The sequence below is a fragment of the Paraburkholderia phenoliruptrix genome (assembly GCF_047325075.1).
Lineage (GTDB): Bacteria > Pseudomonadota > Gammaproteobacteria > Burkholderiales > Burkholderiaceae > Paraburkholderia > Paraburkholderia phenoliruptrix.
In genome coordinates this window covers 712,734-735,187 of record NZ_CP168531.1, presented here as the reverse complement: position 1 = coordinate 735,187, position 22,454 = coordinate 712,734, and the positions used below count along the sequence as shown (strand labels likewise).

Genomic DNA, 22,454 nt, shown 5'->3' with positions numbered 1-22,454 from the left:
CGCATGACTCGACCTGCATTTGACTATGTCGACGGCGTGCTGCACGCCGAAGGCGTGTCCGCCGTTTCGCTCGCCGAACAGTTCGGCACGCCGCTCTATGTGTACTCGCGCGCCGCGCTCACCGACGCGTGGAACGCCTACGCGGGCGCATGCGCCGGCCGCCGCGCGAGCGTGCACGTCGCCGTCAAGGCCAACAGCAATCTCGCGGTGCTGAACGTGTTCGCGCGGCTCGGCGCGGGCTTCGACATCGTGTCGGGCGGCGAACTGGCGCGCGTGCTGGCAGCGGGCGGCAAGGCGGAAAACACCGTGTTTTCCGGCGTCGGCAAGCACGCGGACGAAATGCGCGAAGCGCTTGCGGCCGGCGTCAAATGCTTCAACGTCGAGTCGATTCCGGAACTGGATCGCCTGAACGCAGTGGCGGCGCAAATGGGCAAGAAGGCGCCGGTTTCGCTGCGCGTGAACCCCGACGTCGACGCGAAAACACATCCCTATATTTCCACCGGGCTCAAGTCGAACAAGTTCGGTGTCGCATTCGAAGATGCGCGCGCCACCTATCAGGCGGCCGCCGCCATGGCGAACCTCGAGGTGGTCGGCATTGACTGCCATATCGGTTCGCAGATCACGGAGGTGGCGCCTTACCTCGACGCCGTCGACAAGCTCCTGGAGCTCGTCGAGCAGATCGAGCAGGACGGCCTCACAATCCGTCATATCGACGTGGGCGGCGGCCTCGGCATTACCTATGACGACGAAACGCCGCCGGACATCGGCGACTTCGTGCGCACGGTGCTCGACCGCATCGAGGCGCGCGGCCACGGCCATCGCGAGGTGTACTTCGAGCCGGGCCGTTCGCTCGTCGGCAATGCGGGCGTGCTGCTCACGCGCGTCGAATTTTTGAAGCCGGGCGCTGAAAAGAACTTCGCCATCGTCGACGCAGCCATGAACGATCTTGCCCGCCCGGCCATGTACGAGGCGTATCACGTCATCGACGCCGTCGTTCAGCGCGAGGCGCCGGCGCATGTGTACGACGTCGTCGGGCCGGTCTGCGAAAGCGGCGACTGGCTCGGGCGCGAGCGCCTGCTCTCCGTCGAGCCGGGCGACCTGCTCGCCATCCGCTCGGCCGGCGCGTACGGCTTTGTGATGAGCTCGAACTACAACACGCGCCCGCGCGCAGCGGAGGTCATGGTTGATGGTACACAAGCGCATGTGGTCCGTGCGCGCGAGGAAGTCCAGCAGCTGTTTGCGGGCGAAAGCATCCTGCCGGCGTAACCATAATCAGCGAGCGGCTGCATGAAAAAAGGCGATGTCACGGTGGTGGCATCGCCTTTTTTTCTGCAAAGCGGATTGAGCGCCAGTCAGCGCGACCGTTGCTTCATCGTCGTTTTGTTCCGCGCTCGCGCAACCACACAACCAGACGCCAGCCCAGCAGCGCCAGCATGATCCCGCCGTACAGCTTCGGCAGAATCAGGTCGTGCTTGCCTGCCTTCATCCACCAGAAGTGCAGAATCGCGAGCGCGCCGATCGCATAAACGGCGCGGTGCAACGCCTGCCAGCGGCGCCCGAGCTTGCGCACCATCGCGCGCGGCGACGTGACGGCCAGTGCAATCAGCAGCACGAAAGCGGCAAAGCCCACGGTGATGAAAGGCCGCTTGCCGATGTCCTTGACGATTTCCGCGACGTCGAACCACTTGTCGAACCAGAAATAAGTCATGAAGTGCAGCGTCGCGTAGAAAAATGCGTACAGCCCGAGCATGCGGCGAAACCGCAGAAAGGCCGCCACGCCGGTGAGCCGGCGCAACGGCGTCACCGCCAGCGTGATGCACAGAAAAACCAGCGTCCACAGCCCCGTGGAACGCGTGATGAATTCGATCGGATTGGCGCCCAACCGATCGGTCACGCCGAACAACACGATGCGCGCGAGCGGATACCACGCCGCCACGAAAACGGCGACTTTGGCCGGCACGACCCAACGCGAGCCAGCCGCGGGCCGTCTCGGTGCTGCGGACGCCGGAGCGGACGTGGCCGCGCGCGCCTGCTCCCGCGGCGCATTGTGCTCGGTACGCGCGACAGATTGAGTATCGGAAGCCATCGTCATGTCGCTTAAAAGTTCTTCTTCAGGTCCATGCCCTGGTACAGCGACGCCACCTGATCGCCGTAGCCGTTGAACATCAAGGTCTTGCGCTTCGGCGTGAAAAAGCCGTCTTCGCCAATGCGCCGCTCCGTCGCCTGACTCCAGCGCGGGTGGTCGACGTTCGGATTCACGTTCGAATAGAAGCCGTATTCGTTAGACGCATAGGTGTTCCAGCTCGTCGGCGGCTGCTTCTCGACAAAGCGGATTTTGACGAGCGACTTCGCGCTCTTGAAGCCGTATTTCCACGGCACCACGACACGCACCGGCGCGCCGTTCTGATTGGGCAGCACCTGACCGTACACGCCCATCGTGAGCAGCGTAAGCGGGTTCATCGCCTCGTCCATGCGCAAGCCTTCCGAATACGGCCAGTCGAGAATCGGCGTGGACAGCCCAGGCATCTGCGACGGATCCGCCAGCGTGATGAACTGCACATATTTCGCGTTGCCGGTCGGCTGTACGCGCTTGATAAGCTCCGCAAGCGGCACGCCGATCCACGGAATCACCATCGACCAACCCTCGACGCACCGCAGCCGGTACACGCGCTCCTCGAGCGGCGCGAGCCTGAGCAATTCGTCGATGTCGTACACCTTCGGATTCTTGATCTCACCTTCGACACTCACCTTCCACGGCCGTGGACGCAGCGTCCCGGCGTGCTCGGCAGGATCCGCCTTATCGGTGCCGAATTCGTAATAGTTGTTGTAGCTGGTGATGTCCTTGAACGGCGTGATCTTGTCGAGCGCGACGAACTTCGTGTTGGTCTTCGCCGCGAGCTTCTGCGCCTTGGGGTCGGGCGACGTGTAAGCCGCCAGCGCTTCGCCGTTCACGCCGATCAGACTGCCGAGCGCCAATGCGCCGGCCGCCCGCAGCACGCGCCGCCGGTTCTGGAAAATGTGCTGCGGCGTGATTTCGCTACGAGCGATATCGTCGCCGGTGAGTTGAATCCTGTCGCTTCGCTTGATCCACATCGTGCTGCTCCTTGCGGCCCCCGGGTCAGACATCCAGCGGGGCCATGGTGATGATCGCTCGTCGGGACATTTCACGCGCTCTCTCAATCACGAACACATTCAATGCGCCAATATTCCGCCAGCCGTAAAAAAACCGCCGGTGTGAAACACGCGGCGGTTGTTTGTCGGTCGAGGACGGCGAATATTACAGCTTGCCGTAACTATGCAGGCCGGACAGGAACATGTTCACCCCGAGGAAAGCGAAGGTGGTGACCAGCAGGCCGGTCAGCGCCCACCAGGCCGCGACCGCGCCCCGCAGCCCCTTCATCAGACGCATATGCAGCCAGGCCGCGTAGTTCAGCCAGACGATCAGCGCCCACGTTTCCTTCGGGTCCCAGCTCCAGTACCCGCCCCAAGCCTCCGCGGCCCACAGCGCGCCGAGAATCGTCGCAATCGTGAAGAACGCGAAACCCACGGCGATGGACTTGTACATCACGTCGTCGAGCACTTCGAGCGCCGGCAGGCGATCGGCCAGCACGCCGCGCTCTTTGGCGAGATAAGCAACCGCCACCATGGCCGACAACGCGAAGCTGCCGTAGCCGATGAAGTTCGCCGGCACGTGAATCTTCATCCACCAGCTTTGCAGCGCGGGAACGAGCGGCTGGATCTGCTGCGCGTCGCGCGCGACCGAATACCACATCAGGAAGCCGACGGCCGCGCTAATGACGAGCAGCACGAATGCGCCGAGCGCGCGCGTGTTGTAGTGCTGTTCGTAATACAAATAGAAGAGCGCGGTGATCAGGCTGAACAGCACGAACACTTCGTACAGATTCGAGATGGGGATGTGGCCGACGTCCGCGCCGATCAGATACGACTCGTACCAGCGCACCATCAGGCCGACGAAGCCCATCACCACCGCCGCCCACGTCATTCTGGAGCCGATCGCGGCGCCGGTGGGCGAGCGCGACAGCAGTCCGATCCAGTAGAAAACGGTCGCGAACACGAACAGCGCGCTCATCCACAGAATGGCGGATTGGCTCGACAGGAAGTACTTCAGGAAGAACGCGTTGTCCGCCCGGGCGAGATCGCCGTGATAGATCTGGATGGCCAGCAGCGACAGCACGGCGATTCCAGCCATGAGCGCGCGCGCGGGCTTCCAGCGCCAGCCGAGCACGACAAACGCCGGCACCGAGCACACCAGCACCAGCTTGTCGTAGTAATTCATGAACGGGTGATAGCGCGACAGCGCGAAACCGGCGCCCGCCACCATCGCGAGGGCGAACAGCCAGTCGACCACGCCGAGCCGTTTCAGGAACGGCCGCTCATCGTACTGAACCGCGTTGAGCGCTTCGTCCGCGGGCGTCTTGGCAGGCCGGGCGGCGGAAGGAGAAGATGAGGAAACCTGAGTCAAGTCCATGGTATTACCGGGTCGAATCTTGTGAGCTTGCCGACTGAGTGCCGGCGCTGCCGGACGCTGCATCGACGGGCTTCGCGCCTAGCGCGGCGCCGACGGCCTCGCGCGTCTGAGCAAAGTCTTTTTCGAAGTCGAGCGTTTTGCGGGCGCTCGACATGGCCATCACGACATGCGTGCCCTGCTCAGAGTCTTTGAGCCAGAACCAGAGGCGCCGTTCGCGGACGTAGAACATCGAGAAGATGCCCAATACGAGGAGCAGGCTGCCAAGATACACGACTTTTTTGCCGGGTGCGCGCGTCAACTGAAATACCGAGGCTTGCACCTGCTTGAAGGAGTCCAGCTGCAAATAGACCGGCGATCCATACAGAAAGCTGTCCGATATGGCATTAATCGAGCTTTGGACGAAGCGGCTCGTCTCCGCATTCGCCTGCGCGTCGGGCTCGCCCTGCTGCTGGCGCGACAGTTGCCAGAGATCCCACATCGAGCCTTCCAGCATGCGCAGCAGCAAACCAGCGGCCTTTTCCTGCTCGGCCTTCGGCACTGAATGGTCGATAAAACCGGCAATAGCCTGGAAGCCGCCCACCGGTTGGCCGTTCGGCAGCTTGACGCTGTTGTCGGCGCCCGCAAACAGGGTCAGCACGCGCAACGCGCTTTCTTCCAGATGCTGCTGCAATTCGGTGTTCGCTTCCGGCACCGAGCGCAGCGCAAAGCGGTGCGCGGCTTGTGCGCGCACGGCCGGGTTTTCCAGCACGGCGCGCAGGTTCATCCATTCGTTGACGGTCCCGCCGCTGTCCGCGGGAATGCGCAGGTAGCGGAACGGATCGTCGGGATTCAGGCGCATGCCGGCGAGGAAAAACTTCTCGCCGCCCACCGCAACGGGCAGCATGTAGTTGTTGTACTCGCGCGCCTGGCCGTCTTTGTCGCGCACCTTGTACTGCACCGAAGGGCCGACGTTGTGCAGCTCGAGCGGCTTGGACGTCTTCGCGCCGGAACCGAGCCGTTCGTCGAATGCTTCCTTCAGCGAGCGGTGCGCCGCGACGCCGCGGGTGTCCGTCTGGCCGTTGGCGTTCGAGATGTTCTCGACGTTGATCGCGCGGAAATCGGTGAACTCGACCGTCTGGCCGTCGGCGAGCGGCGTGGCCGAACTCAACGGCGCATTGCCGCCGATGGTGCCGCCGAACGGCGCCGTTTTCGCGCTCGCGCCGGTCATCGGGTAGGCGGTCATCTGCATTTGCGAGCCGCCGTCCTGGAAGCTCGACTGATAGATCGACACGCCGTCGTACTCGAACGGCTTGTTCACCTCGATGCGGGCCGGCACGCGCGCGCCGGTCTTGTGATCGACCACGACGATGTCGCTTGCGAACAGCTTCGGCATGCCGGTCGAGTAATAGTCGACGATGAACTTCTGCAGCTCGATCGAAAACGGCAGATCCTGAATGAGCGAGCCGTCAGGCTGATTCAGGATCGCGGTGGACACGTGCTGCCCTTCCGGCACCCACGCGTAGCCGCGGAACGTCGGATTGGACTGCGACAGGCGGTGCTCCGGCGGAATGTCGTTGATCACCGTGTTGGCGCGGATCGGCGATTTATCGAACAGCCACATTTGCAGCTTGATGGGCAGGTTGCTGTCGAGCAGGCCGCCGAGGCAAATCACCACAATCGCGAGGTGCGCGGAGATGTAGCCGAATTTGGTCAGCGCGCCGCGCTTCGCCGCGATCAGCGTGGCGCCGTCGGACTCGCGCGCGACGAACTTATAGCCGAGTTTCGCCGAAAGTTTGCCGAGCGCCGTGGCCGTCTGCGCGCGCGTGCCGTGCACGGCGAATTCGCTCTTGTGATGAAACGCGCGCAGGCTCGCTTCGCGAACCTTGTCTTTCCAGCTCTTCGCGTCGGCGATCATTTTCGGCGCGTTGCGGATCACGCACAGCGACACCGACACCATCAGGAAGCCGAGAATCAGGATGAACCACCACGAGCTGTACACCGTGTAGAGGCTCAGCGCGCGGAAGATGTCAGCCCAGAACGGGCCGAACTGATTGACGTAATTGGGATAGGGATCGTCCTGCGTGAGGACGGTGCCGATGATGCTGGCGATCGACAGAATCACCAGCAGCGCAATGGCAAAACGCATCGAACTCAATACTTCGACGACGCTGCGCAAGACGCGATGGCCCGACTTCGACTGCAAACCCGACGTGGTGACGCTCATTCATACTCCGACTGAACAGCAAAAAAGGGTGAAGGGCGATCGTAGCGACGACGCCCCCACCCTTTTCTTGTTTTTCACCGGCCTCGGCGGGCCGGTTGCACTTGCGCGCGAACCTCTTAGTGCAGGCCCGCGATGTAATCGGCTACAGCTTTGATCTCGCTGTCCGACAGACGCGATGCGACCGCATGCATCGCCTCATTGTTATTGCGTGCGCCGGGCCCCTGCGTGAACGCGTTCAGCTGCGCCACCGTGTACTCGGCCCATTGCCCGGACAGACGCGGATACTGCGACGGAATGCCTTGCCCCGTGGGCCCGTGACAACTTGCACAGGCCGGCACGCCCTTGTCCGCAATCCCGCCCCGATAAATTTTTTGCCCGAGCGGCACCGTATCTTTGTTGTGCGCGTAGCCGGGTTTCTGAGCCTGCGCCGCGAAATAGGCAGCGACGTTGACCATGTCCTGATCGGATAACGCCGACGCCATGCCCGTCATGATCGCATTGTTGCGCGCGGGTTGCTTGCCGCCGGGCTGCGCCTTGAAATCCTTGAGTTGTTTGACGAGATAGTCGGGATGCTGACCCGCCAGCTTCGGATACGCACCGCCGGCACTGTTGCCGTCTGCGCCGTGGCATGACGCGCAAACCTGCACCGCGATTGCCTGCCCCCGATTCATGTCCGGCTTTGCCGGATCTGCTGCTCGTGCCTGAATTGCCAAACCTGAAAGACCTGCCGCTACCTGAAACACCATCAGAGCCTTGCACAGTCGATTCATTCGCACACCCTGTCTCGTCTTGTGGGATTTTAGAGGTTTTGCACAATACGACGGCGACCCAAGTGACCGCCCAGGAGCCGCCGAGGCACGCGGGCTGGCCCCCTCAGGTTTTCAGTAAACCATCGTATTGTACAATAACTCGCTAATCGCTAAGACGCCAGTCGGGCTTGACCCGTCCCCAATCCGGGTTCCCCGGCGTCTCGAAATCCGGCCTGCCCATGTCCTTCCTGCTCCACCAATCCCGCTTTTTTACGACCGTCAATCACCTGCGCGATCTGCCGGCCACCGCTCAGCCTGAGATTGCTTTTGCCGGGCGCTCGAATGCGGGCAAATCGACGGCCATCAACATTCTGTGCAATCAGAAGCGGCTCGCCTTTGCGAGTAAGACGCCGGGGCGTACGCAGCACATCAACTACTTTTCGGTGGGAAAGGCGGACGACCCCGCTGCGCATCTCGTCGACCTGCCGGGCTACGGCTATGCCGAAGTGCCCGGCGCCGCCAAGGCTCACTGGGAGGCGCTGCTTTCCACTTATCTGCAATCGCGCTCACAACTGCGCGGCATGATCCTGATGATGGACGCGCGCCGCCCGTTGACCGAGCTGGACCGGCGGATGATCGAATGGTTTGCGCCGACGGGCAAGCCGATTCACGCGCTCTTGACGAAATGCGACAAATTGACGCGCCAGGAAAGCGTGAATGCGTTGCGCACCACGCAGAAGGGACTGGCGGAATATCGGGCCGCAGGCTACCAGGGCGAGCTGACGGCGCAGCTTTTTTCGGCGCTCAAGCGGGTCGGCATCGAGGAAGCGCACGAATTGATCGAAAGCTGGCTAATCCCCGACGCAAAGGGCGAAACGGACGCTGCGCAGTAAGGCGCGCGCGCTCTTTTGACGGCCTGAAGGCGCGATTTCGGCGGCCCATAAAAAAACCCGCCGCTTGAACGGCGGGTCAAACAGCCTAATCGAAAAACGACAGGCACCCGCTCAGGGAGGAGAAGCGGGGAGGTCAGCGCCAGGCGCCTTGCTCGATCGGTATGATATACCATTGTCTTGAAAAGTTTCCGCGAGTGGGCGCCGCCCCGGCCGGCGCCCCCCGTGTCATCGCCCCACTCAAGATATCCACGGTTTTCGATCCCACATGAGCTTCTACCCGCATTTTCGCCCGCGCCGTATGCGCCGCGACGACTTTTCGCGCCGTCTGATGCGCGAGAGCATTCTCACCACTAACGACCTGATCTACCCCGTCTTCGTCGTCGAAGGCAACAACGTCCGGCAAGCCGTGGCGTCGATGCCCGGCGTCGAACGCGTTTCCGTCGACCTGCTGATGAAAGTCGCCGAGCAGTGCGTCGAACTCGGCGTGCCCGTGCTGTCGCTATTTCCGGCGATCGAGCCCTCGCTGAAAACGCCCGACGGCCGTGAAGCGACCAACCCGGCGGGCCTGATTCCGCGCGCGGTGCGTGAACTGAAGAAGCACTTCCCGGAACTCGGCGTGCTGACCGACGTGGCGCTCGATCCGTACACGAGCCACGGCCAGGACGGCGTGCTCGACGAGACGGGCTATGTCATCAACGACGAAACCGTCGAGATCCTGATCGAGCAGGCGCGCGCGCAGGCTGAGGCCGGCGTCGACATCGTTGCGCCTTCGGACATGATGGACGGCCGCATCGGCGCGATCCGCGAAATGCTGGAAAGTGAGGACCACGTGCACACGCGCATCATGGCTTATGCGGCCAAGTTCGCGTCGGCGTTCTACGGTCCGTTCCGCGACGCCGTCGGCTCGGCCACCAACCTCGGCAAAAGCAACAAGATGACCTATCAGATGGACCCGGCGAATTCGAATGAAGCGCTGCGCGAAGTCCAGGCCGACATCAACGAAGGCGCGGACATGGTGATGGTGAAGCCGGGCATGCCGTACCTCGACATCGTGCGTCGCGTGAAGGACGAATTCCAGTTTCCGACCTACGTTTATCAGGTCAGCGGCGAGTACGCGATGCTCAAGGCGGCGGCGCAGAACGGCTGGCTGGACCACGATAAGGCGATGATGGAATCGCTGCTCGCGTTCAAGCGCGCAGGCGCCGACGGCGTGCTGACGTATTTCGCGCTGGATGCGGCGCGGATTCTCCGCTCGCAGAAATGATGAGGGCTGAGCTTGCCGCGGCTTGGCGTGCGTGCGTTCTTGAGTGAGTGAGTGGCGCGCCGCGTTGTGCGCAGCTGATCGCAGTTCACTCGCCCGTTGAATAGAAAAACGGAGGCGGACCTCTTGAGGTCACGCCTCCGTTTTTTTGCATGTCGTCAGGTTTGCGGCAGACTGGCCCGGTCGAGCGATCGCAGGAATTTGTCAGCCGATTCATAACCGACCACTCTGAGCACCTCCTTGCCGCCGCGGTCGAAAAAGATGATCCCCGGCGGGCCGAACAGGCCGAAACGCTTGAGCAGCACCTGATCTTCGGCATTGTTGGCGGTGACGTCGGCGCGCAGAAGGTTCATTTGCTTTAACTTCGCCTGCACGCGCGGGTCGCTGAACGTGAATTTCTCCATTTCCTTGCAGCTCACACACCAGTCCGCATAAAAATCGAGCATGGCGGGCTGTGGGGCCGCTTTGACGGCCTGGTCGAGTTCAGCCGACGAGCGCACCGGCTGGAACGCCAGATCGGCCTGCGACGCGATCTGCGGCGTGACAGGCCCACCTTCTCCCGTGGGCGCCGCGCCACGTGCGGCAAGCACGGCAAGCGGGCGCAAAGGGTCGGACGAACCCGCCGCAAGTCCGACCAGAATCACCGCCGCCCAAACGGCAAATGCAGCGCCGATGCCGCGTCCGAGCCGGCGCCATATCGGCGTCTGTGGCGCCGGCGCCGCAAAAAGGCCGAGCGATGCAGCAGCAATCAGCAGCCAGAGCGCGCTGAGCAGCATGGTGGCCGTGGCTCCGAGCACCGGCCAGACGATCCAGAGCGCCGCGGCGAGCAGCACGACGCCGAACAGCACTTTGACGCTGTCCATCCATGCGCCTGCGCGCGGCAGCAACGTGCCGGCGCCGAGACCGACGATCAAAAGGGGGACGCCGAGCCCAAGGCCCATCGAGAACAACGCCGCGCCGCCCAGCACGGCGTTCCCCGTATGCGCGATGAACGCGAGCACGGCAAAAAGCGGCGCCGTCATGCAGGCGCCGACCACCAGCGCGGACAGCGCGCCCATGCCGGCGACGGCGGCGAACCTGCCGCCCGAGCGCCCCGCCGACGCATGCGAGACGCCCTGCTGCCAGCGCTGCGGCAAAGCGATATCGAATCCGGCAATCAGCGTGAGCGCAAAAATGGTCAGCAGCACGCCGAATGCGCCCAGCACCCAAGGGTTTTGCAGCCAGGCGCCGAGGCTCTGGCCGACCAGCGCGGCGGCAATGCCGAGCGCGGTGTAGACGAGCGCCATCCCGAGCACGTAGGCGAGCGAGAGCGAGAAACCGCGGCCGCGCGTCACGCGAGCGCCTTCGCCGATGATGATGGCCGAAAGAATCGGAATCATCGGATAAGAACACGGCAGCAGACTCAGCACGATGCCCGCGACGAAGTAAAGCCCGATGATCGCGACGAAGCCACCGTCCTGCAGCAGCGATTGCGCGTAGTCGGCGCTGGTTGCGCGCTCGTACCACGGCGCGTCGCTCGCGGTGGAGCGCGGCGCGGCCGTGCTGCCCGCCGGCAGCAGCGCGGCGCCGCTGACGTGGTAGACGCGCTCCATCGGCGGATAGCAGATGCCGGCATCTGCACAGCCTTGAGATGTCACGGCGAGATCGAATCCCCCGGCAGCTTGTTTCACGGGGATCCGGATCGTCAGTTCATTGCGGTACGTCTCGACGTTCTTATTAAACGTCTGGTCGAACTTGATGTGACCCGCCGGCAGTTGCGGCTCGCCGAGTGTCGCGCTTCCATTACGGGTCGCAAACGCGAAACGCTCGCGATACATGTAGTAGCCGTCCGCGATCTTGTAGGTGACGTCGACTTCGCCCGGCTTTTCTGCCGCGCTGAACTTGAAGGCGACGGCGGGATCGAGGAAGTCGTCCGCCGCATGGGCGAGCGTGCCGAACTGCGCAAGAAGCAGGCTGGCGAAGACGAGGAAAGCGGCACGCCACGCATTGCGCGCGTGACGACTGAGGCGGTTAAACATGGAGGGGGCGTTGAGTTTCAGCGATGATCCATTGGCCATAGGCGGCCGACGCGGTGGCTTGCCAGGACAGGATTTCGGGCGTGTCGTACGGGTGGTGTGCCTGTAGGTACTGCTCGAGTTCGACCGCACGCGCCGCGCTCGTCTTGAACAGCAACTGGATTTCTTGCGCCGTCTCCACCTGGCCATGCCAGTAATAACTGGACTGCACGGCACCGAGCTGCGTGACGCACGCGCACAGCCGCGCAGCCAGCGCGTCGGCGGCAAGCTTCTGGGCCACGGCCGCGTCGGGTACCGTCGTCAGAAGTAAAGTCACGTTCACGCTCAAGCTCACAGATAGCTCCGGCAACACAAGCTGGGTGTCAATATCGTATCACCTGGCATTGCGGTGTCGCTCGCAGCTCGGCTCCGGGCATGCGGCATTTGGCCGCCGGGTCCTTTCGTGCGCGGGACTCAGCGTTTGCGCCGCCGCAAACAAAAAAGCCAGGCTGTAAGCCTGGCTTTTTCATGACCGATCAGCGCCTGAACGCTTATTCAGCTTCTTGCACTTCGACTTCTTCAACTTCCGGGCGGTCGAGCAGTTCGACGAGCGCCATGGGTGCGTTGTCGCCGACGCGGAAGCCGAACTTCAGCACACGCAGGTAGCCACCCGGACGGTTAGCGTAACGCGGGCCGAGGACGTCGAACAGCTTCGTGACCGAGTCACGATCGCGCAGGCGGTTGAATGCGAGACGACGATTGGCCAGCGACGGCTTCTTGCCGAGCGTGATCAGCGGCTCGACAACTTTACGGAGTTCTTTCGCCTTTGGCAGCGTGGTCTTGATGACTTCGTGCTCGATCAGCGAGTTGGACATATTACGGAGCATTGCCAGACGGTGGCTGCTCGTGCGGTTCAGTTTCCGCAGACCATGACGGTGACGCATGTTGATTCCTTCGATTCAAAGTTTTGGTCCAGCTCTTCTATCGCGCTGCTTCGCTCTGAAATGACTGCAGAGCAGAGAGCACACGGGCCGGTAGTGAAAAAAGACAGGACGCGGATTTTAAAGGAAAATCCGCGTCGTTGCCAGTGCAGCGGCGGGTTCTGCCGCGGACGGCTGCCGGCTTACTTGTCCAGCCCTGCGGGCGGCCAGTTTTCCAGCTTCATGCCGAGCGTCAAACCACGCGACGCCAGTACTTCCTTGATTTCGTTCAGCGACTTGCGGCCCAGGTTCGGCGTCTTGAGCAGCTCGTTTTCCGTGCGCTGGATCAGATCGCCGATGTAGTAGATGTTCTCGGCCTTCAGGCAGTTCGCGGAACGAACCGTCAGTTCGAGGTCATCGACCGGGCGCAGCAGGATCGGATCGATCTGCGGCGCGCGCGACGGCGCTTCAGCCGTTGCTTCGGTGCCTTCCAGTGCAGCGAACACCGACAGTTGATCCACCAGAATGCGAGCCGATTGACGGATCGCTTCTTCCGGCGAAATCACACCGTTGGTTTCGATGTTCATCACGAGCTTGTCGAGGTCAGTACGCTGTTCGACACGAGCGCTTTCAACGGCGTAGCTCACGCGGCGAACCGGCGAGAACGACGCGTCCAGCACGATCCGGCCGATGATCTTGGCCGATTCTTCGCCGTAACGACGCACATTGCCCGGCACATAGCCGCGGCCCTTCTCAACCTTGATCTGAACGTCGAGCTTGCCGCCCTTGGACAGATGCGCGATCACGTGGTCGGGGTTGATCACTTCGCAGTCGTGCGCCAGCTCGATGTCGCCAGCCGTCACGACGCCTTCGCCTTCCTTGCGCAGCGTAACCGTCACTTCGTCACGGTTATGCAGCTTGAACACCACGCCCTTCAGGTTCAACAACAGGTTGACCACGTCCTCTTGCACACCGTCGAGCGTCGAATACTCATGCACGACGCCTGCGATCGTCACTTCGGTCGGCGCATAGCCGATCATGGACGACAGCAGCACGCGCCGGAGCGCGTTACCCAAGGTGTGGCCGTAACCGCGTTCAAACGGTTCCATGACCACTTTCGCGTGGCTTTCGCCCAGCGATTCAACTGCGATGATCTTGGGCTTCAACAAACTGGTTTGCATAGGTTTTCCTTTTCAATACCCTCGGCTCGTTACACCGATAAGGCTGACCGGTAACAACCTGAAAATAAACAGCCGAGACGCCCCCTTGCGCAACGCAACGGGGTGCCCCGGCCGCTAATCCGATTACCGCGAATACAATTCGACGATCAGGCTTTCGTTGATGTCGCCAGCGATGTCGCTGCGTTCCGGCTTCTGCTTGAACGTGCCTTCGAACTTCTTCGAATCGACCGAGACCCAGCTCGGCATGCCGCCTTGCTCAGCCAGCGACAGCGCTTCGAGAATACGCGCTTGCTTCTTCGATTGTTCGCGCACGGCGACAACGTCGCCTGCCTTCACTTGCATCGACGGGATGTTCGAGACGACGCCGTTCACCATGATCGCCTTGTGGCTCACCAGCTGACGTGCTTCAGCGCGCGTCGAGCCGAAGCCCATGCGATACACGACGTTGTCCAGACGCGACTCGAGCAATTGCAGCAGGTTTTCACCCGTGTTGCCCTTCAGACGGTCGGCTTCAGCGAAGTAACGGCGGAATTGACGCTCCAGCACGCCGTAGATGCGCTTCACTTTTTGCTTTTCGCGCAGCTGCGTGCCGTAGTCGGACGTACGTGCGCCCGAGGTGCGGCCATGTTGGCCGGGCTTGCTGTCAAGCTTGCACTTGTCAGCGAGCGAACGACGGGCGCTCTTCAGGAAGAGGTCGGTGCCTTCACGGCGGGACAGCTTGGCCTTAGGGCCGATATAACGTGCCACGTTGATTCCTTCGTTGATTAGTCACGCGAATGCGTGCACTCGCGCTAGTCCGAACCCTTTGGGTCGAACGGTGGGCTTAGTCAATTCAATAGCGCAAGCAGCCTGTTTCGCCGGCTACTTGATCCGGCGGCAACAGGCGCAAGCGAAAACAGCGTCTTAGATACGACGACGCTTCGGCGGACGGCAGCCGTTGTGCGGAACCGGGGTCACGTCGGAGATCGCGGTGATCTTGATGCCAAGACCATGCAACGCGCGCACCGCCGACTCACGGCCAGGACCGGGGCCCTTGATCCGCACTTCGAGGTTCTTCACGCCGTATTCCATCGCCACGCGGCCAGCCGATTCGGCTGCCACCTGAGCTGCAAACGGGGTCGATTTACGCGAGCCCTTGAAGCCCTGACCACCCGACGTTGCCCAGGCAAGTGCATTGCCTTGACGATCGGTAATCGTGATGATGGTGTTGTTGAACGACGCGTGAACGTGAACCACGCCCTCGGCGACGTTCTTCTTGACCTTCTTGCGAACGCGTTGCGCCGCGGAGTTGTTCGAAGCCTTAGCCATTACGTTTTCCTGTAACTGTCAGTTCCGCTTACTTCTTCAGCGATTGCGCTGCACGACGCGGACCCTTGCGCGTACGGGCATTCGTACGCGTGCGTTGGCCGCGCAGGGGCAAGCCCTTACGATGCCGCACACCACGGTAGCAGCCGAGATCCATCAGGCGCTTGATGTTCATCGTCGTTTCACGGCGCAGATCGCCTTCAACGATGAACTTGCCGACTTCTTCACGCAGCTTTTCGAGGTCTGCGTCAGTCAGGTCTTTGACCTTCTTCGAAAATGCCACACCAGCAGCGACGCAAATGTCGCGCGAGCGCGTGCGGCCTACACCGTAAATAGCCGTCAGGCCGATTTCAGTGTGCTGGTGGTTCGGGATGTTAACCCCTGCGATACGAGCCATTGTTTTTCCTCAAACAAAAAGCGCAAGCAAAAGCGCGGCGTTCAGCCTTGACGCTGTTTGTGGCGCGGATCAGAGCTGCAAATCACGCGCACAACGCCTTTGCGCTTGATGATCTTGCAATTGCGGCAAATGCGCTTAACCGATGCCATCACTTTCATGATATTACCCTTTTTTCAAATCACTTCGCCCGGAACACGATCCGCGCACGCGACAGATCGTAAGGCGTCAATTCAACCGTCACCTTGTCGCCCGGCAGGATCCGGATGTAATGCATCCGCATCTTGCCGGATATGTGTCCCAATACGACATGGCCGTTTTCCAGCTTCACCCTGAAGGTAGCGTTAGGCAGGTTTTCGATGACTTCACCCTGCATCTGGATAACATCGTCTTTGGCCATAAGTCCTTTCAACGCATCGGGACGCCGCCGCCTTTGAAATTAGCTTTCTTCAGCAGCGATTCATACTGTTGCGACATAACGTACGACTGCACCTGCGCCATGAAATCCATTGTGACGACGACAATGATCAGCAGCGACGTTCCACCAAAATAAAACGGCACGTTCCAGCGCAGCACCAGAAACTCGGGCAGCAGGCAAACAAACACGATGTAGATCGCACCGGCCAGCGTCAGACGCGTGAGGATGCGGTCGATGTATCGCGCCGTTTGATCGCCCGGGCGGATGCCAGGAACGAAAGCGCCACTCTTTTTCAGGTTGTCGGCCGTCTCTCTGCTGTTGAACACCAGTGCGGTGTAGAAGAAGCAGAAGAACACGATCGCCAACGCGTACAGCAACACGTACACCGGTTGACCGGGCTTGAGGGCTTCGGCCACATTGTGCAGCGTGTCTGCGAACCAGCTGGTGCGCGATCCCGAACTGAACCAGTTCAGGATGGTTGCCGGGAAGAGAATGATCGACGATGCGAAGATCGGCGGAATCACACCCGACATGTTCAACTTCAGCGGCAAATGCGAGGATTGACCGCCGTAAATCTTGTTACCGACTTGCCGCTTCGCATAATTCACGAGAATCTTGCGCTGGCCGCGTTCGATGAACACCACCAGATAGGTCACGGCTGCGATCAGCGCGACGACGATAATCGCCGAGATGATGCTCATCGAGCCGGTTCGCACCAGTTCGAAAAGACCACCGATTGCGTTCGGGAAACCCGCCGCAATACCGCCGAAAATGATGATCGAAATACCGTTGCCAAGTCCGCGCTCCGTGATCTGCTCACCCAGCCACATCAGGAACATCGTGCCCGTCACCAGCGTCACGACCGTCGTCAACCGAAACACCATGCCCGGATCGATCACCAGAGCCGGCTGATTCTCCAGAGCCACGGCGATGCCGAATGCCTGGAACGTCGCCAGCAGAACCGTGAAGATTCGCGTGTATTGCGTGATCTTCCGCTGCCCCGCCTGCCCTTCCTTCTTCAGCGCTTCCAGCTGCGGCGAGACAATTGCCAGCAACTGCATGATGATCGACGCCGAGATGTACGGCATGATCCCGAGCGCGAAAATCGTGAACCGCGAAAGTGCGCCACCCGAAAACATGTTGAACATGCCAAGGATGCCGCCCGACTGGCTTTGGAACAACTTCGCCAGCTGGTCCGGGTCGATACCCGGCACCGGAATGTGCGCGCCGATACGGTAGACGATCAGCGCCAGCAGCAGGAACACTGCCCGCCGACGCAGATCGCCGAACTTCGCCGCGCTGCGACCGGGTTTTGCGAGACTCGGGCTGTTAGCCAAGTACCTTCTCCGATGCAAAAGCTAGTGACGGCAAATAACTTGCGCGTTACTCGGCGAAAGAGCCGCCGGCTGCTTCGATCGCAGCGCGCGCACCCTTCGTCGCACTCAGACCCTTCACAACGATCTTGCGCTTCAGCTCGCCCGTCGCGATGATCTTGGCGCTCTTGATCAGCTCGCCCACCAGGCCAGCCTGCTTCAGAGCCAACAGATCGATTTCGTCGACCGGCAGCTTTTCCAGATCGCCGAGACGCACTTCACCGACGAATTCCTTCGTCAGCGAGGTGAAGCCTCGCTTCGGCAGGCGACGTTGCAGCGGCATTTGACCGCCTTCGAAGCCAACCTTGTGAAAGCCGCCCGAACGCGACTTCTGACCCTTGTGACCACGGCCAGCGGTCTTGCCGAGGCCGGAGCCGATGCCGCGACCCACGCGACGCTTTGCATGCTTCGCGCCTTCAGCCGGCTTCAGGTTATTCAATTCCATTATCAACTCCTTGAGTCCTGGTCAGCCGCTTAGCTGATGACCTTAACGAGGTACGAAACCTTGTTGATCATGCCGCGCACGGCCGGCGTGTCCTGCAACTCGCTGACCGAGTTGAGTCGGCGCAGGCCCAGGCCACGCACCGTTGCACGGTGCGTATCACGGGTGCCGATCAGGCTCTTGACGAGCTGGACCTTGACAGTTTTTTCAGACATGGTGTCCACCTTAGCCCAGAATATCTTCGACGGACTTGCCGCGCTTCGCCGCGATATCGCTCGGCGTGGACTGCTTGCGCAGACCGTCGAGCGTTGCACGAACGAGGTTGTACGGGTTCGTCGAGCCGTGGCTCTTGGCCACAACGTTCTGCACGCCCATCACGTCGAACACTGCGCGCATCGGGCCGCCGGCGATCACACCGGTACCATCCTTCGCCGGAGCGAGGAGGACCATCGATGCGCCATGCTTGCCGTGCACTTCGTGTTGCAGGGTACCGTTCTTCAGCGGCACCTTGAACATGTTGCGGCGGGCTTGTTCCATCGCCTTCTGGACAGCAACCGGCACTTCCTTCGCCTTGCCCTTGCCCATACCGACGCGGCCATCACCGTCGCCAACCACGGTCAGTGCGGCGAAGCCGAGAATACGGCCACCCTTCACAACCTTGGTCACGCGGTTGACCGAAATCATCTTTTCGCGCAGGCCGTCGTCGCGTTCGTCAGCCTGAACTTTCGCTTGCATCTTTGCCATGACGAATTCTTCCCTTAGAACTTGAGTCCGGCTTCGCGCGCCGCATCAGCCAGCGCTTTCACGCGGCCGTGGTAACGGAAACCCGAACGGTCGAAGGCGACGGATTCGATGCCGGCAGCCTTAGCCTTTTCTGCGATGCGCTTGCCGATCAGCGTGGCAGCGGCGACGTTACCGCCCTTGCCCGTTTGATCAGCCAGTTGCGCACGCACTTCGGCCTCGAGCGTCGACGCGCTGGCGAGCACCTTGGTGCCGCACGGCGAGAACACTTGCGCATAGATGTGCGTGTTCGTGCGATGCACGGCGAGACGCGCGACCTGCAGCTCAGCGATCTTGATACGCGTCTGACGAGCGCGGCGCAGGCGAGATTGAGTCTTATCCATGATTGCGCACCCTTACTTCTTCTTCGTTTCTTTGAGGATCACGACCTCGTCAGCGTAGCGCACACCCTTGCCCTTGTAGGGCTCCGGCGGGCGGTAGCCGCGCACTTCTGCAGCGACCTGGCCAACTTTCTGCTTGTCGATCCCCTTGATCACGATTTCGGTTTGCGACGGGGTTTCAGCCTTCACGCCTTCCGGCATCTGGTGCACCACGGGGTGCGAGAAACCCAGCGACAGGTTCAGCTTGTCGCCTTGCGCCTGTGCGCGATAACCGACGCCAACCAGCGTCAGCTTGCGCTCGAAACCCTTCGTCACGCCGTTCACCATGTTCGCAACCAGTGCGCGCATCGTGCCCGACATCGCATTCGCTTCGCGGCTTTCGTCAACCGGCTCGATCTTCAGAATGCCGTTGTCGTTCACCACTTTCACGAGGCGGTTTGCCGCCTGCGTAATCGTACCCAGCGGGCCCTTGACGGTGATGCGATCATCGCTCAGGGCCACTTCTGCGCCTTGCAGCGCGATCGGGCTCTTACCTACTCGAGACATGTTTCTCTCCTTTCGGCCTTAAGCGACGTAGCAGATGACTTCGCCGCCAACGCCCGTTGCGCGCGCCTTGCGGTCCGTCATCACGCCCTTCGGCGTCGACACGATTGCCACGCCGAGGCCATTCATGACCACGGGGATGTCGTTACGGCCGCGGTACACACGCAGACCAGGCTTCGAGACGCGCTCAATGCGCTCGATGACCGGACGGCCAGCGTAGTACTTCAACACGATGTTCAATTCAGACTTCGCACCTTCGGACTTCACTGCGAAATCGTCGATATAACCTTCGTCCTTCAGGACCTGCGCAATCGCAACCTTGACTTTCGACGAGGGCATAGTCACCGAGACTTTCTCAACCATCTGCGCGTTGCGGATGCGAGTCAGCATATCGGCGATAGGATCACTCATGCTCATTTATGTTTCTCCTATTACCAGCTCGCCTTGGTCAGGCCAGGGATCTCGCCGCGGAACGCGATTTCGCGAATCTTGTTACGCGCCAGCCCGAATTTACGGAACGTACCGCGCGGACGACCGGTAATTGCGCAACGGTTGCGCTTACGGGTCGGGTTAGAGTTGCGCGGCAGTTGTTGCAGTTCCAGACGTGCTGCGTAATGCTCTTCGTCCGACTTGCTCATATCGCTAATGATCGCCTTCAACTCTGCACGCTTGGGAGCGTACTTAGCAGCGAGGCGAGCACGCTTCTTTTCACGTTCGATCAGTGCCAGTTTAGCCACGGTAACCTCAGTTTCTGAACGGGAACTTGAAGCTGGCGAGCAGAGCCTTTGCTTCGTCGTCGGTCTTCGCAGTCGTCGTGATGCTGATGTTCAGCCCACGCAGTGCGTCGATCTTGTCGTAATCGATTTCGGGGAAAATGATCTGCTCTTTCACACCGATGTTGTAGTTGCCGCGACCGTCGAACGCCTTGCCCGACACGCCACGGAAGTCGCGCACACGCGGGAGCGCCACCGTCACGAAACGGTCGAGGAATTCGTACATAGCCTGGCCACGCAACGTGACCATTGCACCGATCGGATAGCCCTGACGGATCTTGAAGCCGGCAATTGCCTTGCGCGCCTTCGTGATCACCGGCTTCTGACCTGCGATCTTGGTCAGATCGCCCACAGCGTTTTCGATGATCTTCTTGTCAGCAACCGCTTCGCCAAGGCCCATGTTCAGGGTGATCTTGGTGATGCGCGGCACTTCCATCACAGACTTGTAACCGAACTTCTCGATGAGGCCGGGTACAACCTTTTCTTTGTAAAACTCTTGCAAACGAGCCATTTTTTTACTCCGCAGCGTCAGGCGCTCAGCACGGCACCGGTCGTCTTCAGGAAACGGACCTTCTTGTCTCCTTCGACCTTGATGCCTACACGCGACGCCTTGCCATTCGCGTCGACCAATGCGACGTTCGAAATTTGCAGCGGCATCGTCTTGGCTTCCACGCCACCCGTCGTACCCTTCATCGGGTTCGGCTTGACGTGCTTCTTGACGAGGTTGATGCCCTCGACAGTGACCTTGCCATCGCCAACGGACAGCACGACGCCGCGCTTGCCTTTATCTTTGCCGGTGATGACGATAACTTCGTCACCTTTGCGAATCTTGTTCATCGCGACTCCTTACAGCACTTCAGGTGCCAACGAAACGATCTTCATGAATCGTTCGCTGCGCAACTCGCGCGTGACAGGCCCGAAAATACGGGTGCCAATAGGTTCGAGCTTGGCATTCAACAACACTGCGGCGTTGCCGTCGAACTTGATCAGCGAGCCGTCCTGACGGCGCACGCCCTTGGCGGTGCGAACCACCACGGCGTTATAAATTTCGCCTTTCTTCACGCGCCCGCGCGGCGTTGCTTCTTTGACGGTCACCTTGATGATGTCGCCAATGCTGGCATAACGACGCTTCGAGCCGCCGAGCACCTTGATGCACATGACTTCACGCGCACCCGTGTTGTCGGCCACTTCAAGCCGAGTTTCGGTCTGGATCATGGTTTATCTTTCCCAACTTAATCCGGTCACACCACCATGGCGTACCCGGTCAGTCTTGGTCCCGTCAGCCAATCGGCTGCTTGGGTTAGAACAGCAGCGACGGCAAACGAAACCCGCCATCGCAATCCGGTGAATCCTTCGGGACAGGCTGGCGCCTGAACCGCTTCCCCCACCAACTTCGCCCGCGACGGGGCTCCCACAAAGAGGGAAGACCGAGATTATAACAAATAATCTCGGTCTTGCAAGCGAAATCTACTGCGATTTCAACAACTTCTACTGCTTTGCGGCGTCAGATGACGCGAGCAGCCTCGACCAGGCGAGCCACAACCCAAGCCTTCGTCTTCGAAATCGGACGAGTTTCCTGGATTTCAACGAGGTCGCCCTCGTTGTACGTGTTCGCGTCGTCGTGCGCGTGGTACTTCTTCGAGCGCACAACGTACTTGCCGTAGATCGGGTGCTTCACGCGGTGCTCGACCAGCACGGTGACCGTCTTGTCCATCTTGTTGCTGACGACCTTGCCGACCAGCGTCCGCTTGAGCGAGGTTTTTACGCTATCGTTCATTTCTGGTTCGCCTTCTCAGTCAGGACGGTCCGCACACGTGCGATGTCGCGACGAACCTTCTTCAGCTGGCTCGTGTTCGTGAGCTGCTGGGTCGCGAGTTGCATGCGCAGGCCGAATTGCGCCTTCAGCAGGTCCGACAGCTCCTTGTTGAGCGCGGCCTGATCTTTCTGGTGAAGTTCGGAAGCCTTCATCATTTGCTCCTTAGGCGCCGAGCTGACGCACGATGAAGGTCGTCTTCAGCGGCAGCTTGGCTGCAGCCAGACGGAACGCTTCGCGTGCCAGCTCTTCGGTTACGCCGTCCATTTCGTACAGCATCTTGCCCGGTTGAATCTCTGCGACGTAGTACTCAGGGTTACCCTTACCGTTACCCATACGCACTTCCGCCGGCTTGTGCGAGATCGGCTTGTCCGGGAAGATGCGGATCCAGATGCGGCCACCACGCTTGATGTGACGCGTCATTGCACGACGTGCCGCTTCAATCTGGCGCGCGGTCAGGCGACCACGACCGATAGCCTTCAGGCCGAATTCACCGAACGACACCGCGTTACCGCGGGTGGCGACGCCGGTGTTACGACCCTTCTGCTCTTTGCGATACTTTCTGCGTTTCGGTTGCAGCAT

Annotated in this window: 31 protein-coding genes; 3 read left to right on the top strand and 28 right to left on the bottom strand. The window is 60.9% G+C overall.

The features are described 5' to 3' along the window. Positions 1-3 precede the first annotated feature (3 nt). On the top strand, positions 4-1,266 hold the full coding sequence (gene lysA / locus ACEN8U_RS15365) for a diaminopimelate decarboxylase (protein WP_310110861.1): 1,263 nt from the start codon (positions 4-6) through the stop codon (positions 1,264-1,266). 103 nt (positions 1,267-1,369) lie between these two features. Here the strand turns inward: lysA and msrQ are convergent, their stop codons facing one another. The 5 genes from msrQ to ACEN8U_RS15340 form a co-directional block, all read right to left on the bottom strand. Further along, positions 1,370-2,086 carry a protein-methionine-sulfoxide reductase heme-binding subunit MsrQ gene (gene msrQ / locus ACEN8U_RS15360; protein WP_310110862.1) on the bottom strand — a complete coding sequence of 239 codons (717 nt, stop codon included), beginning with the start codon at positions 2,084-2,086 and terminating at the stop codon, positions 1,370-1,372. A gap of 11 nt (positions 2,087-2,097) precedes the next feature. Beyond that, positions 2,098-3,093: a protein-methionine-sulfoxide reductase catalytic subunit MsrP gene (gene msrP, locus ACEN8U_RS15355; RefSeq protein ID WP_310110863.1), complete on the bottom strand. Its 996-nt coding sequence runs from the start codon at positions 3,091-3,093 to the stop codon at positions 2,098-2,100. A 184-nt stretch (positions 3,094-3,277) separates the two neighbouring features. After that, on the bottom strand, positions 3,278-4,489 hold the full coding sequence (gene ccsB, locus ACEN8U_RS15350) for a c-type cytochrome biogenesis protein CcsB (protein WP_310110864.1): 1,212 nt from the start codon (positions 4,487-4,489) through the stop codon (positions 3,278-3,280). 4 nt (positions 4,490-4,493) lie between these two features. Then, entirely contained in the window at positions 4,494-6,692 is a 2,199-nt protein-coding gene (locus tag ACEN8U_RS15345; protein ID WP_310110867.1) for a cytochrome c biogenesis protein ResB, read from the bottom strand. A 116-nt stretch (positions 6,693-6,808) separates the two neighbouring features. Beyond that, positions 6,809-7,462, bottom strand: coding sequence for a c-type cytochrome (locus tag ACEN8U_RS15340; RefSeq protein WP_310110870.1), 654 nt, complete (start codon positions 7,460-7,462; stop codon positions 6,809-6,811). Positions 7,463-7,680: 218 nt separating this feature from the next. Between ACEN8U_RS15340 and yihA the strand changes: the two genes are divergently transcribed. Both yihA and hemB read left to right on the top strand, forming a co-directional pair. Next, the gene (gene yihA / locus ACEN8U_RS15335) at positions 7,681-8,334 is read left to right on the top strand and encodes a ribosome biogenesis GTP-binding protein YihA/YsxC (RefSeq protein ID WP_015003916.1); all 654 of its coding nucleotides are present in this window, start codon (positions 7,681-7,683) and stop codon (positions 8,332-8,334) included. Between the two features lie 265 nt (positions 8,335-8,599). Then, complete coding sequence (hemB, locus tag ACEN8U_RS15330) at positions 8,600-9,598, top strand: porphobilinogen synthase (RefSeq protein ID WP_310110872.1); 999 nt, start codon at positions 8,600-8,602, stop codon at positions 9,596-9,598. Between the two features lie 155 nt (positions 9,599-9,753). On the opposite strand, the gene dsbD is transcribed toward hemB, so the two are convergent. The 23 genes from dsbD to rplP all read right to left on the bottom strand — a co-directional run bounded on the left by dsbD (position 9,754) and on the right by rplP (position 22,454). After that, on the bottom strand, positions 9,754-11,613 hold the full coding sequence (gene dsbD / locus ACEN8U_RS15325) for a protein-disulfide reductase DsbD (protein ID WP_310110876.1): 1,860 nt from the start codon (positions 11,611-11,613) through the stop codon (positions 9,754-9,756). Beyond that, positions 11,606-11,938 carry a divalent-cation tolerance protein CutA gene (gene cutA, locus ACEN8U_RS15320; protein ID WP_374725943.1) on the bottom strand — a complete coding sequence of 111 codons (333 nt, stop codon included), beginning with the start codon at positions 11,936-11,938 and terminating at the stop codon, positions 11,606-11,608. Before cutA ends, dsbD begins: the two co-directional genes overlap by 8 nt. Before the next feature lie 202 nt (positions 11,939-12,140). Next, on the bottom strand, positions 12,141-12,533 hold the full coding sequence (gene rplQ / locus ACEN8U_RS15315) for a 50S ribosomal protein L17 (protein WP_013589828.1): 393 nt from the start codon (positions 12,531-12,533) through the stop codon (positions 12,141-12,143). Between the two features lie 179 nt (positions 12,534-12,712). Continuing rightward, entirely contained in the window at positions 12,713-13,690 is a 978-nt protein-coding gene (locus ACEN8U_RS15310; RefSeq protein WP_006052226.1) for a DNA-directed RNA polymerase subunit alpha, read from the bottom strand. A 123-nt stretch (positions 13,691-13,813) separates the two neighbouring features. Continuing rightward, positions 13,814-14,437: a 30S ribosomal protein S4 gene (rpsD, locus tag ACEN8U_RS15305; protein ID WP_013340731.1), complete on the bottom strand. Its 624-nt coding sequence runs from the start codon at positions 14,435-14,437 to the stop codon at positions 13,814-13,816. A gap of 156 nt (positions 14,438-14,593) precedes the next feature. After that, positions 14,594-14,998 carry a 30S ribosomal protein S11 gene (gene rpsK / locus ACEN8U_RS15300; protein ID WP_006052224.1) on the bottom strand — a complete coding sequence of 135 codons (405 nt, stop codon included), beginning with the start codon at positions 14,996-14,998 and terminating at the stop codon, positions 14,594-14,596. Positions 14,999-15,026: 28 nt separating this feature from the next. Beyond that, entirely contained in the window at positions 15,027-15,392 is a 366-nt protein-coding gene (gene rpsM, locus ACEN8U_RS15295; protein ID WP_013589830.1) for a 30S ribosomal protein S13, read from the bottom strand. Positions 15,393-15,433: 41 nt separating this feature from the next. After that, positions 15,434-15,550: a 50S ribosomal protein L36 gene (gene rpmJ / locus ACEN8U_RS15290; RefSeq protein WP_004199844.1), complete on the bottom strand. Its 117-nt coding sequence runs from the start codon at positions 15,548-15,550 to the stop codon at positions 15,434-15,436. A gap of 20 nt (positions 15,551-15,570) precedes the next feature. Beyond that, positions 15,571-15,789: a translation initiation factor IF-1 gene (infA, locus tag ACEN8U_RS15285; RefSeq protein WP_004521905.1), complete on the bottom strand. Its 219-nt coding sequence runs from the start codon at positions 15,787-15,789 to the stop codon at positions 15,571-15,573. Between the two features lie 8 nt (positions 15,790-15,797). Further along, entirely contained in the window at positions 15,798-17,144 is a 1,347-nt protein-coding gene (secY, locus tag ACEN8U_RS15280; RefSeq protein ID WP_013340732.1) for a preprotein translocase subunit SecY, read from the bottom strand. Positions 17,145-17,190: 46 nt separating this feature from the next. Further along, complete coding sequence (gene rplO, locus ACEN8U_RS15275) at positions 17,191-17,625, bottom strand: 50S ribosomal protein L15 (RefSeq protein ID WP_013589831.1); 435 nt, start codon at positions 17,623-17,625, stop codon at positions 17,191-17,193. Positions 17,626-17,654: 29 nt separating this feature from the next. Next, positions 17,655-17,837 carry a 50S ribosomal protein L30 gene (gene rpmD / locus ACEN8U_RS15270; protein WP_013340734.1) on the bottom strand — a complete coding sequence of 61 codons (183 nt, stop codon included), beginning with the start codon at positions 17,835-17,837 and terminating at the stop codon, positions 17,655-17,657. A 10-nt stretch (positions 17,838-17,847) separates the two neighbouring features. Then, positions 17,848-18,366, bottom strand: coding sequence for a 30S ribosomal protein S5 (rpsE, locus tag ACEN8U_RS15265; protein ID WP_013340735.1), 519 nt, complete (start codon positions 18,364-18,366; stop codon positions 17,848-17,850). A gap of 14 nt (positions 18,367-18,380) precedes the next feature. Then, the gene (gene rplR / locus ACEN8U_RS15260) at positions 18,381-18,746 is read right to left on the bottom strand and encodes a 50S ribosomal protein L18 (RefSeq protein WP_006052218.1); all 366 of its coding nucleotides are present in this window, start codon (positions 18,744-18,746) and stop codon (positions 18,381-18,383) included. Positions 18,747-18,758: 12 nt separating this feature from the next. Beyond that, on the bottom strand, positions 18,759-19,289 hold the full coding sequence (rplF, locus tag ACEN8U_RS15255; RefSeq protein WP_013589832.1) for a 50S ribosomal protein L6: 531 nt from the start codon (positions 19,287-19,289) through the stop codon (positions 18,759-18,761). A gap of 18 nt (positions 19,290-19,307) precedes the next feature. After that, positions 19,308-19,703 (bottom strand): 30S ribosomal protein S8, encoded by a 396-nt coding sequence (gene rpsH, locus ACEN8U_RS15250; protein ID WP_006052216.1) that lies wholly within the window; start codon positions 19,701-19,703, stop codon positions 19,308-19,310. Between the two features lie 14 nt (positions 19,704-19,717). Further along, complete coding sequence (gene rpsN / locus ACEN8U_RS15245; RefSeq protein ID WP_013340737.1) at positions 19,718-20,023, bottom strand: 30S ribosomal protein S14; 306 nt, start codon at positions 20,021-20,023, stop codon at positions 19,718-19,720. Positions 20,024-20,030: 7 nt separating this feature from the next. Continuing rightward, complete coding sequence (rplE, locus tag ACEN8U_RS15240; protein ID WP_008923339.1) at positions 20,031-20,570, bottom strand: 50S ribosomal protein L5; 540 nt, start codon at positions 20,568-20,570, stop codon at positions 20,031-20,033. Positions 20,571-20,587: 17 nt separating this feature from the next. Then, positions 20,588-20,896, bottom strand: a complete 309-nt coding sequence (gene rplX / locus ACEN8U_RS15235) for a 50S ribosomal protein L24 (protein WP_013589833.1) — start codon at positions 20,894-20,896, stop codon at positions 20,588-20,590. 9 nt (positions 20,897-20,905) lie between these two features. Continuing rightward, positions 20,906-21,274: a 50S ribosomal protein L14 gene (rplN, locus tag ACEN8U_RS15230; protein ID WP_006052212.1), complete on the bottom strand. Its 369-nt coding sequence runs from the start codon at positions 21,272-21,274 to the stop codon at positions 20,906-20,908. Between the two features lie 289 nt (positions 21,275-21,563). Beyond that, on the bottom strand, positions 21,564-21,836 hold the full coding sequence (gene rpsQ, locus ACEN8U_RS15225; RefSeq protein WP_007180129.1) for a 30S ribosomal protein S17: 273 nt from the start codon (positions 21,834-21,836) through the stop codon (positions 21,564-21,566). Beyond that, a complete protein-coding gene (gene rpmC / locus ACEN8U_RS15220) occupies positions 21,833-22,027 on the bottom strand; it encodes a 50S ribosomal protein L29 (RefSeq protein ID WP_007180130.1) in 195 nt (64 codons plus the stop codon). The genes rpsQ and rpmC overlap by 4 nt, the downstream gene beginning before the upstream one ends. Positions 22,028-22,037: 10 nt before the next feature. Beyond that, complete coding sequence (gene rplP, locus ACEN8U_RS15215; protein ID WP_013340739.1) at positions 22,038-22,454, bottom strand: 50S ribosomal protein L16; 417 nt, start codon at positions 22,452-22,454, stop codon at positions 22,038-22,040.

Bases quoted from the DNA above. Each gene is read 5' to 3' on its own strand.
- lysA (WP_310110861.1), top strand. From the start codon at position 4: ATGACTCGACCTGCATTTGACTATGTCGACGGCGTGCTGCACGCCGAA.
- msrQ (WP_310110862.1), bottom strand. From the start codon at position 2,086: ATGGCTTCCGATACTCAATCTGTCGCGCGTACCGAGCACAATGCGCCG.
- msrP (WP_310110863.1), bottom strand. From the start codon at position 3,093: ATGTGGATCAAGCGAAGCGACAGGATTCAACTCACCGGCGACGATATC.
- ccsB (WP_310110864.1), bottom strand. From the start codon at position 4,489: ATGGACTTGACTCAGGTTTCCTCATCTTCTCCTTCCGCCGCCCGGCCT.
- ACEN8U_RS15345 (WP_310110867.1), bottom strand. From the start codon at position 6,692: ATGAGCGTCACCACGTCGGGTTTGCAGTCGAAGTCGGGCCATCGCGTC.
- ACEN8U_RS15340 (WP_310110870.1), bottom strand. From the start codon at position 7,462: ATGAATCGACTGTGCAAGGCTCTGATGGTGTTTCAGGTAGCGGCAGGT.
- yihA (WP_015003916.1), top strand. From the start codon at position 7,681: ATGTCCTTCCTGCTCCACCAATCCCGCTTTTTTACGACCGTCAATCAC.
- hemB (WP_310110872.1), top strand. From the start codon at position 8,600: ATGAGCTTCTACCCGCATTTTCGCCCGCGCCGTATGCGCCGCGACGAC.
- dsbD (WP_310110876.1), bottom strand. From the start codon at position 11,613: ATGTTTAACCGCCTCAGTCGTCACGCGCGCAATGCGTGGCGTGCCGCT.
- rplQ (WP_013589828.1), bottom strand. From the start codon at position 12,533: ATGCGTCACCGTCATGGTCTGCGGAAACTGAACCGCACGAGCAGCCAC.
- ACEN8U_RS15310 (WP_006052226.1), bottom strand. From the start codon at position 13,690: ATGCAAACCAGTTTGTTGAAGCCCAAGATCATCGCAGTTGAATCGCTG.
- rpsK (WP_006052224.1), bottom strand. From the start codon at position 14,998: ATGGCTAAGGCTTCGAACAACTCCGCGGCGCAACGCGTTCGCAAGAAG.
- rpsM (WP_013589830.1), bottom strand. From the start codon at position 15,392: ATGGCTCGTATCGCAGGGGTTAACATCCCGAACCACCAGCACACTGAA.
- rpmJ (WP_004199844.1), bottom strand. From the start codon at position 15,550: ATGAAAGTGATGGCATCGGTTAAGCGCATTTGCCGCAATTGCAAGATC.
- infA (WP_004521905.1), bottom strand. From the start codon at position 15,789: ATGGCCAAAGACGATGTTATCCAGATGCAGGGTGAAGTCATCGAAAAC.
- rplO (WP_013589831.1), bottom strand. From the start codon at position 17,625: ATGGAATTGAATAACCTGAAGCCGGCTGAAGGCGCGAAGCATGCAAAG.
- rpmD (WP_013340734.1), bottom strand. From the start codon at position 17,837: ATGTCTGAAAAAACTGTCAAGGTCCAGCTCGTCAAGAGCCTGATCGGC.
- rpsE (WP_013340735.1), bottom strand. From the start codon at position 18,366: ATGGCAAAGATGCAAGCGAAAGTTCAGGCTGACGAACGCGACGACGGC.
- rplR (WP_006052218.1), bottom strand. From the start codon at position 18,746: ATGGATAAGACTCAATCTCGCCTGCGCCGCGCTCGTCAGACGCGTATC.
- rplF (WP_013589832.1), bottom strand. From the start codon at position 19,289: ATGTCTCGAGTAGGTAAGAGCCCGATCGCGCTGCAAGGCGCAGAAGTG.
- rpsH (WP_006052216.1), bottom strand. From the start codon at position 19,703: ATGAGCATGAGTGATCCTATCGCCGATATGCTGACTCGCATCCGCAAC.
- rplE (WP_008923339.1), bottom strand. From the start codon at position 20,570: ATGGCTCGTTTGCAAGAGTTTTACAAAGAAAAGGTTGTACCCGGCCTC.
- rplX (WP_013589833.1), bottom strand. From the start codon at position 20,896: ATGAACAAGATTCGCAAAGGTGACGAAGTTATCGTCATCACCGGCAAA.
- rplN (WP_006052212.1), bottom strand. From the start codon at position 21,274: ATGATCCAGACCGAAACTCGGCTTGAAGTGGCCGACAACACGGGTGCG.
- rpsQ (WP_007180129.1), bottom strand. From the start codon at position 21,836: ATGAACGATAGCGTAAAAACCTCGCTCAAGCGGACGCTGGTCGGCAAG.
- rpmC (WP_007180130.1), bottom strand. From the start codon at position 22,027: ATGAAGGCTTCCGAACTTCACCAGAAAGATCAGGCCGCGCTCAACAAG.
- rplP (WP_013340739.1), bottom strand. From the start codon at position 22,454: ATGCTGCAACCGAAACGCAGAAAGTATCGCAAAGAGCAGAAGGGTCGT.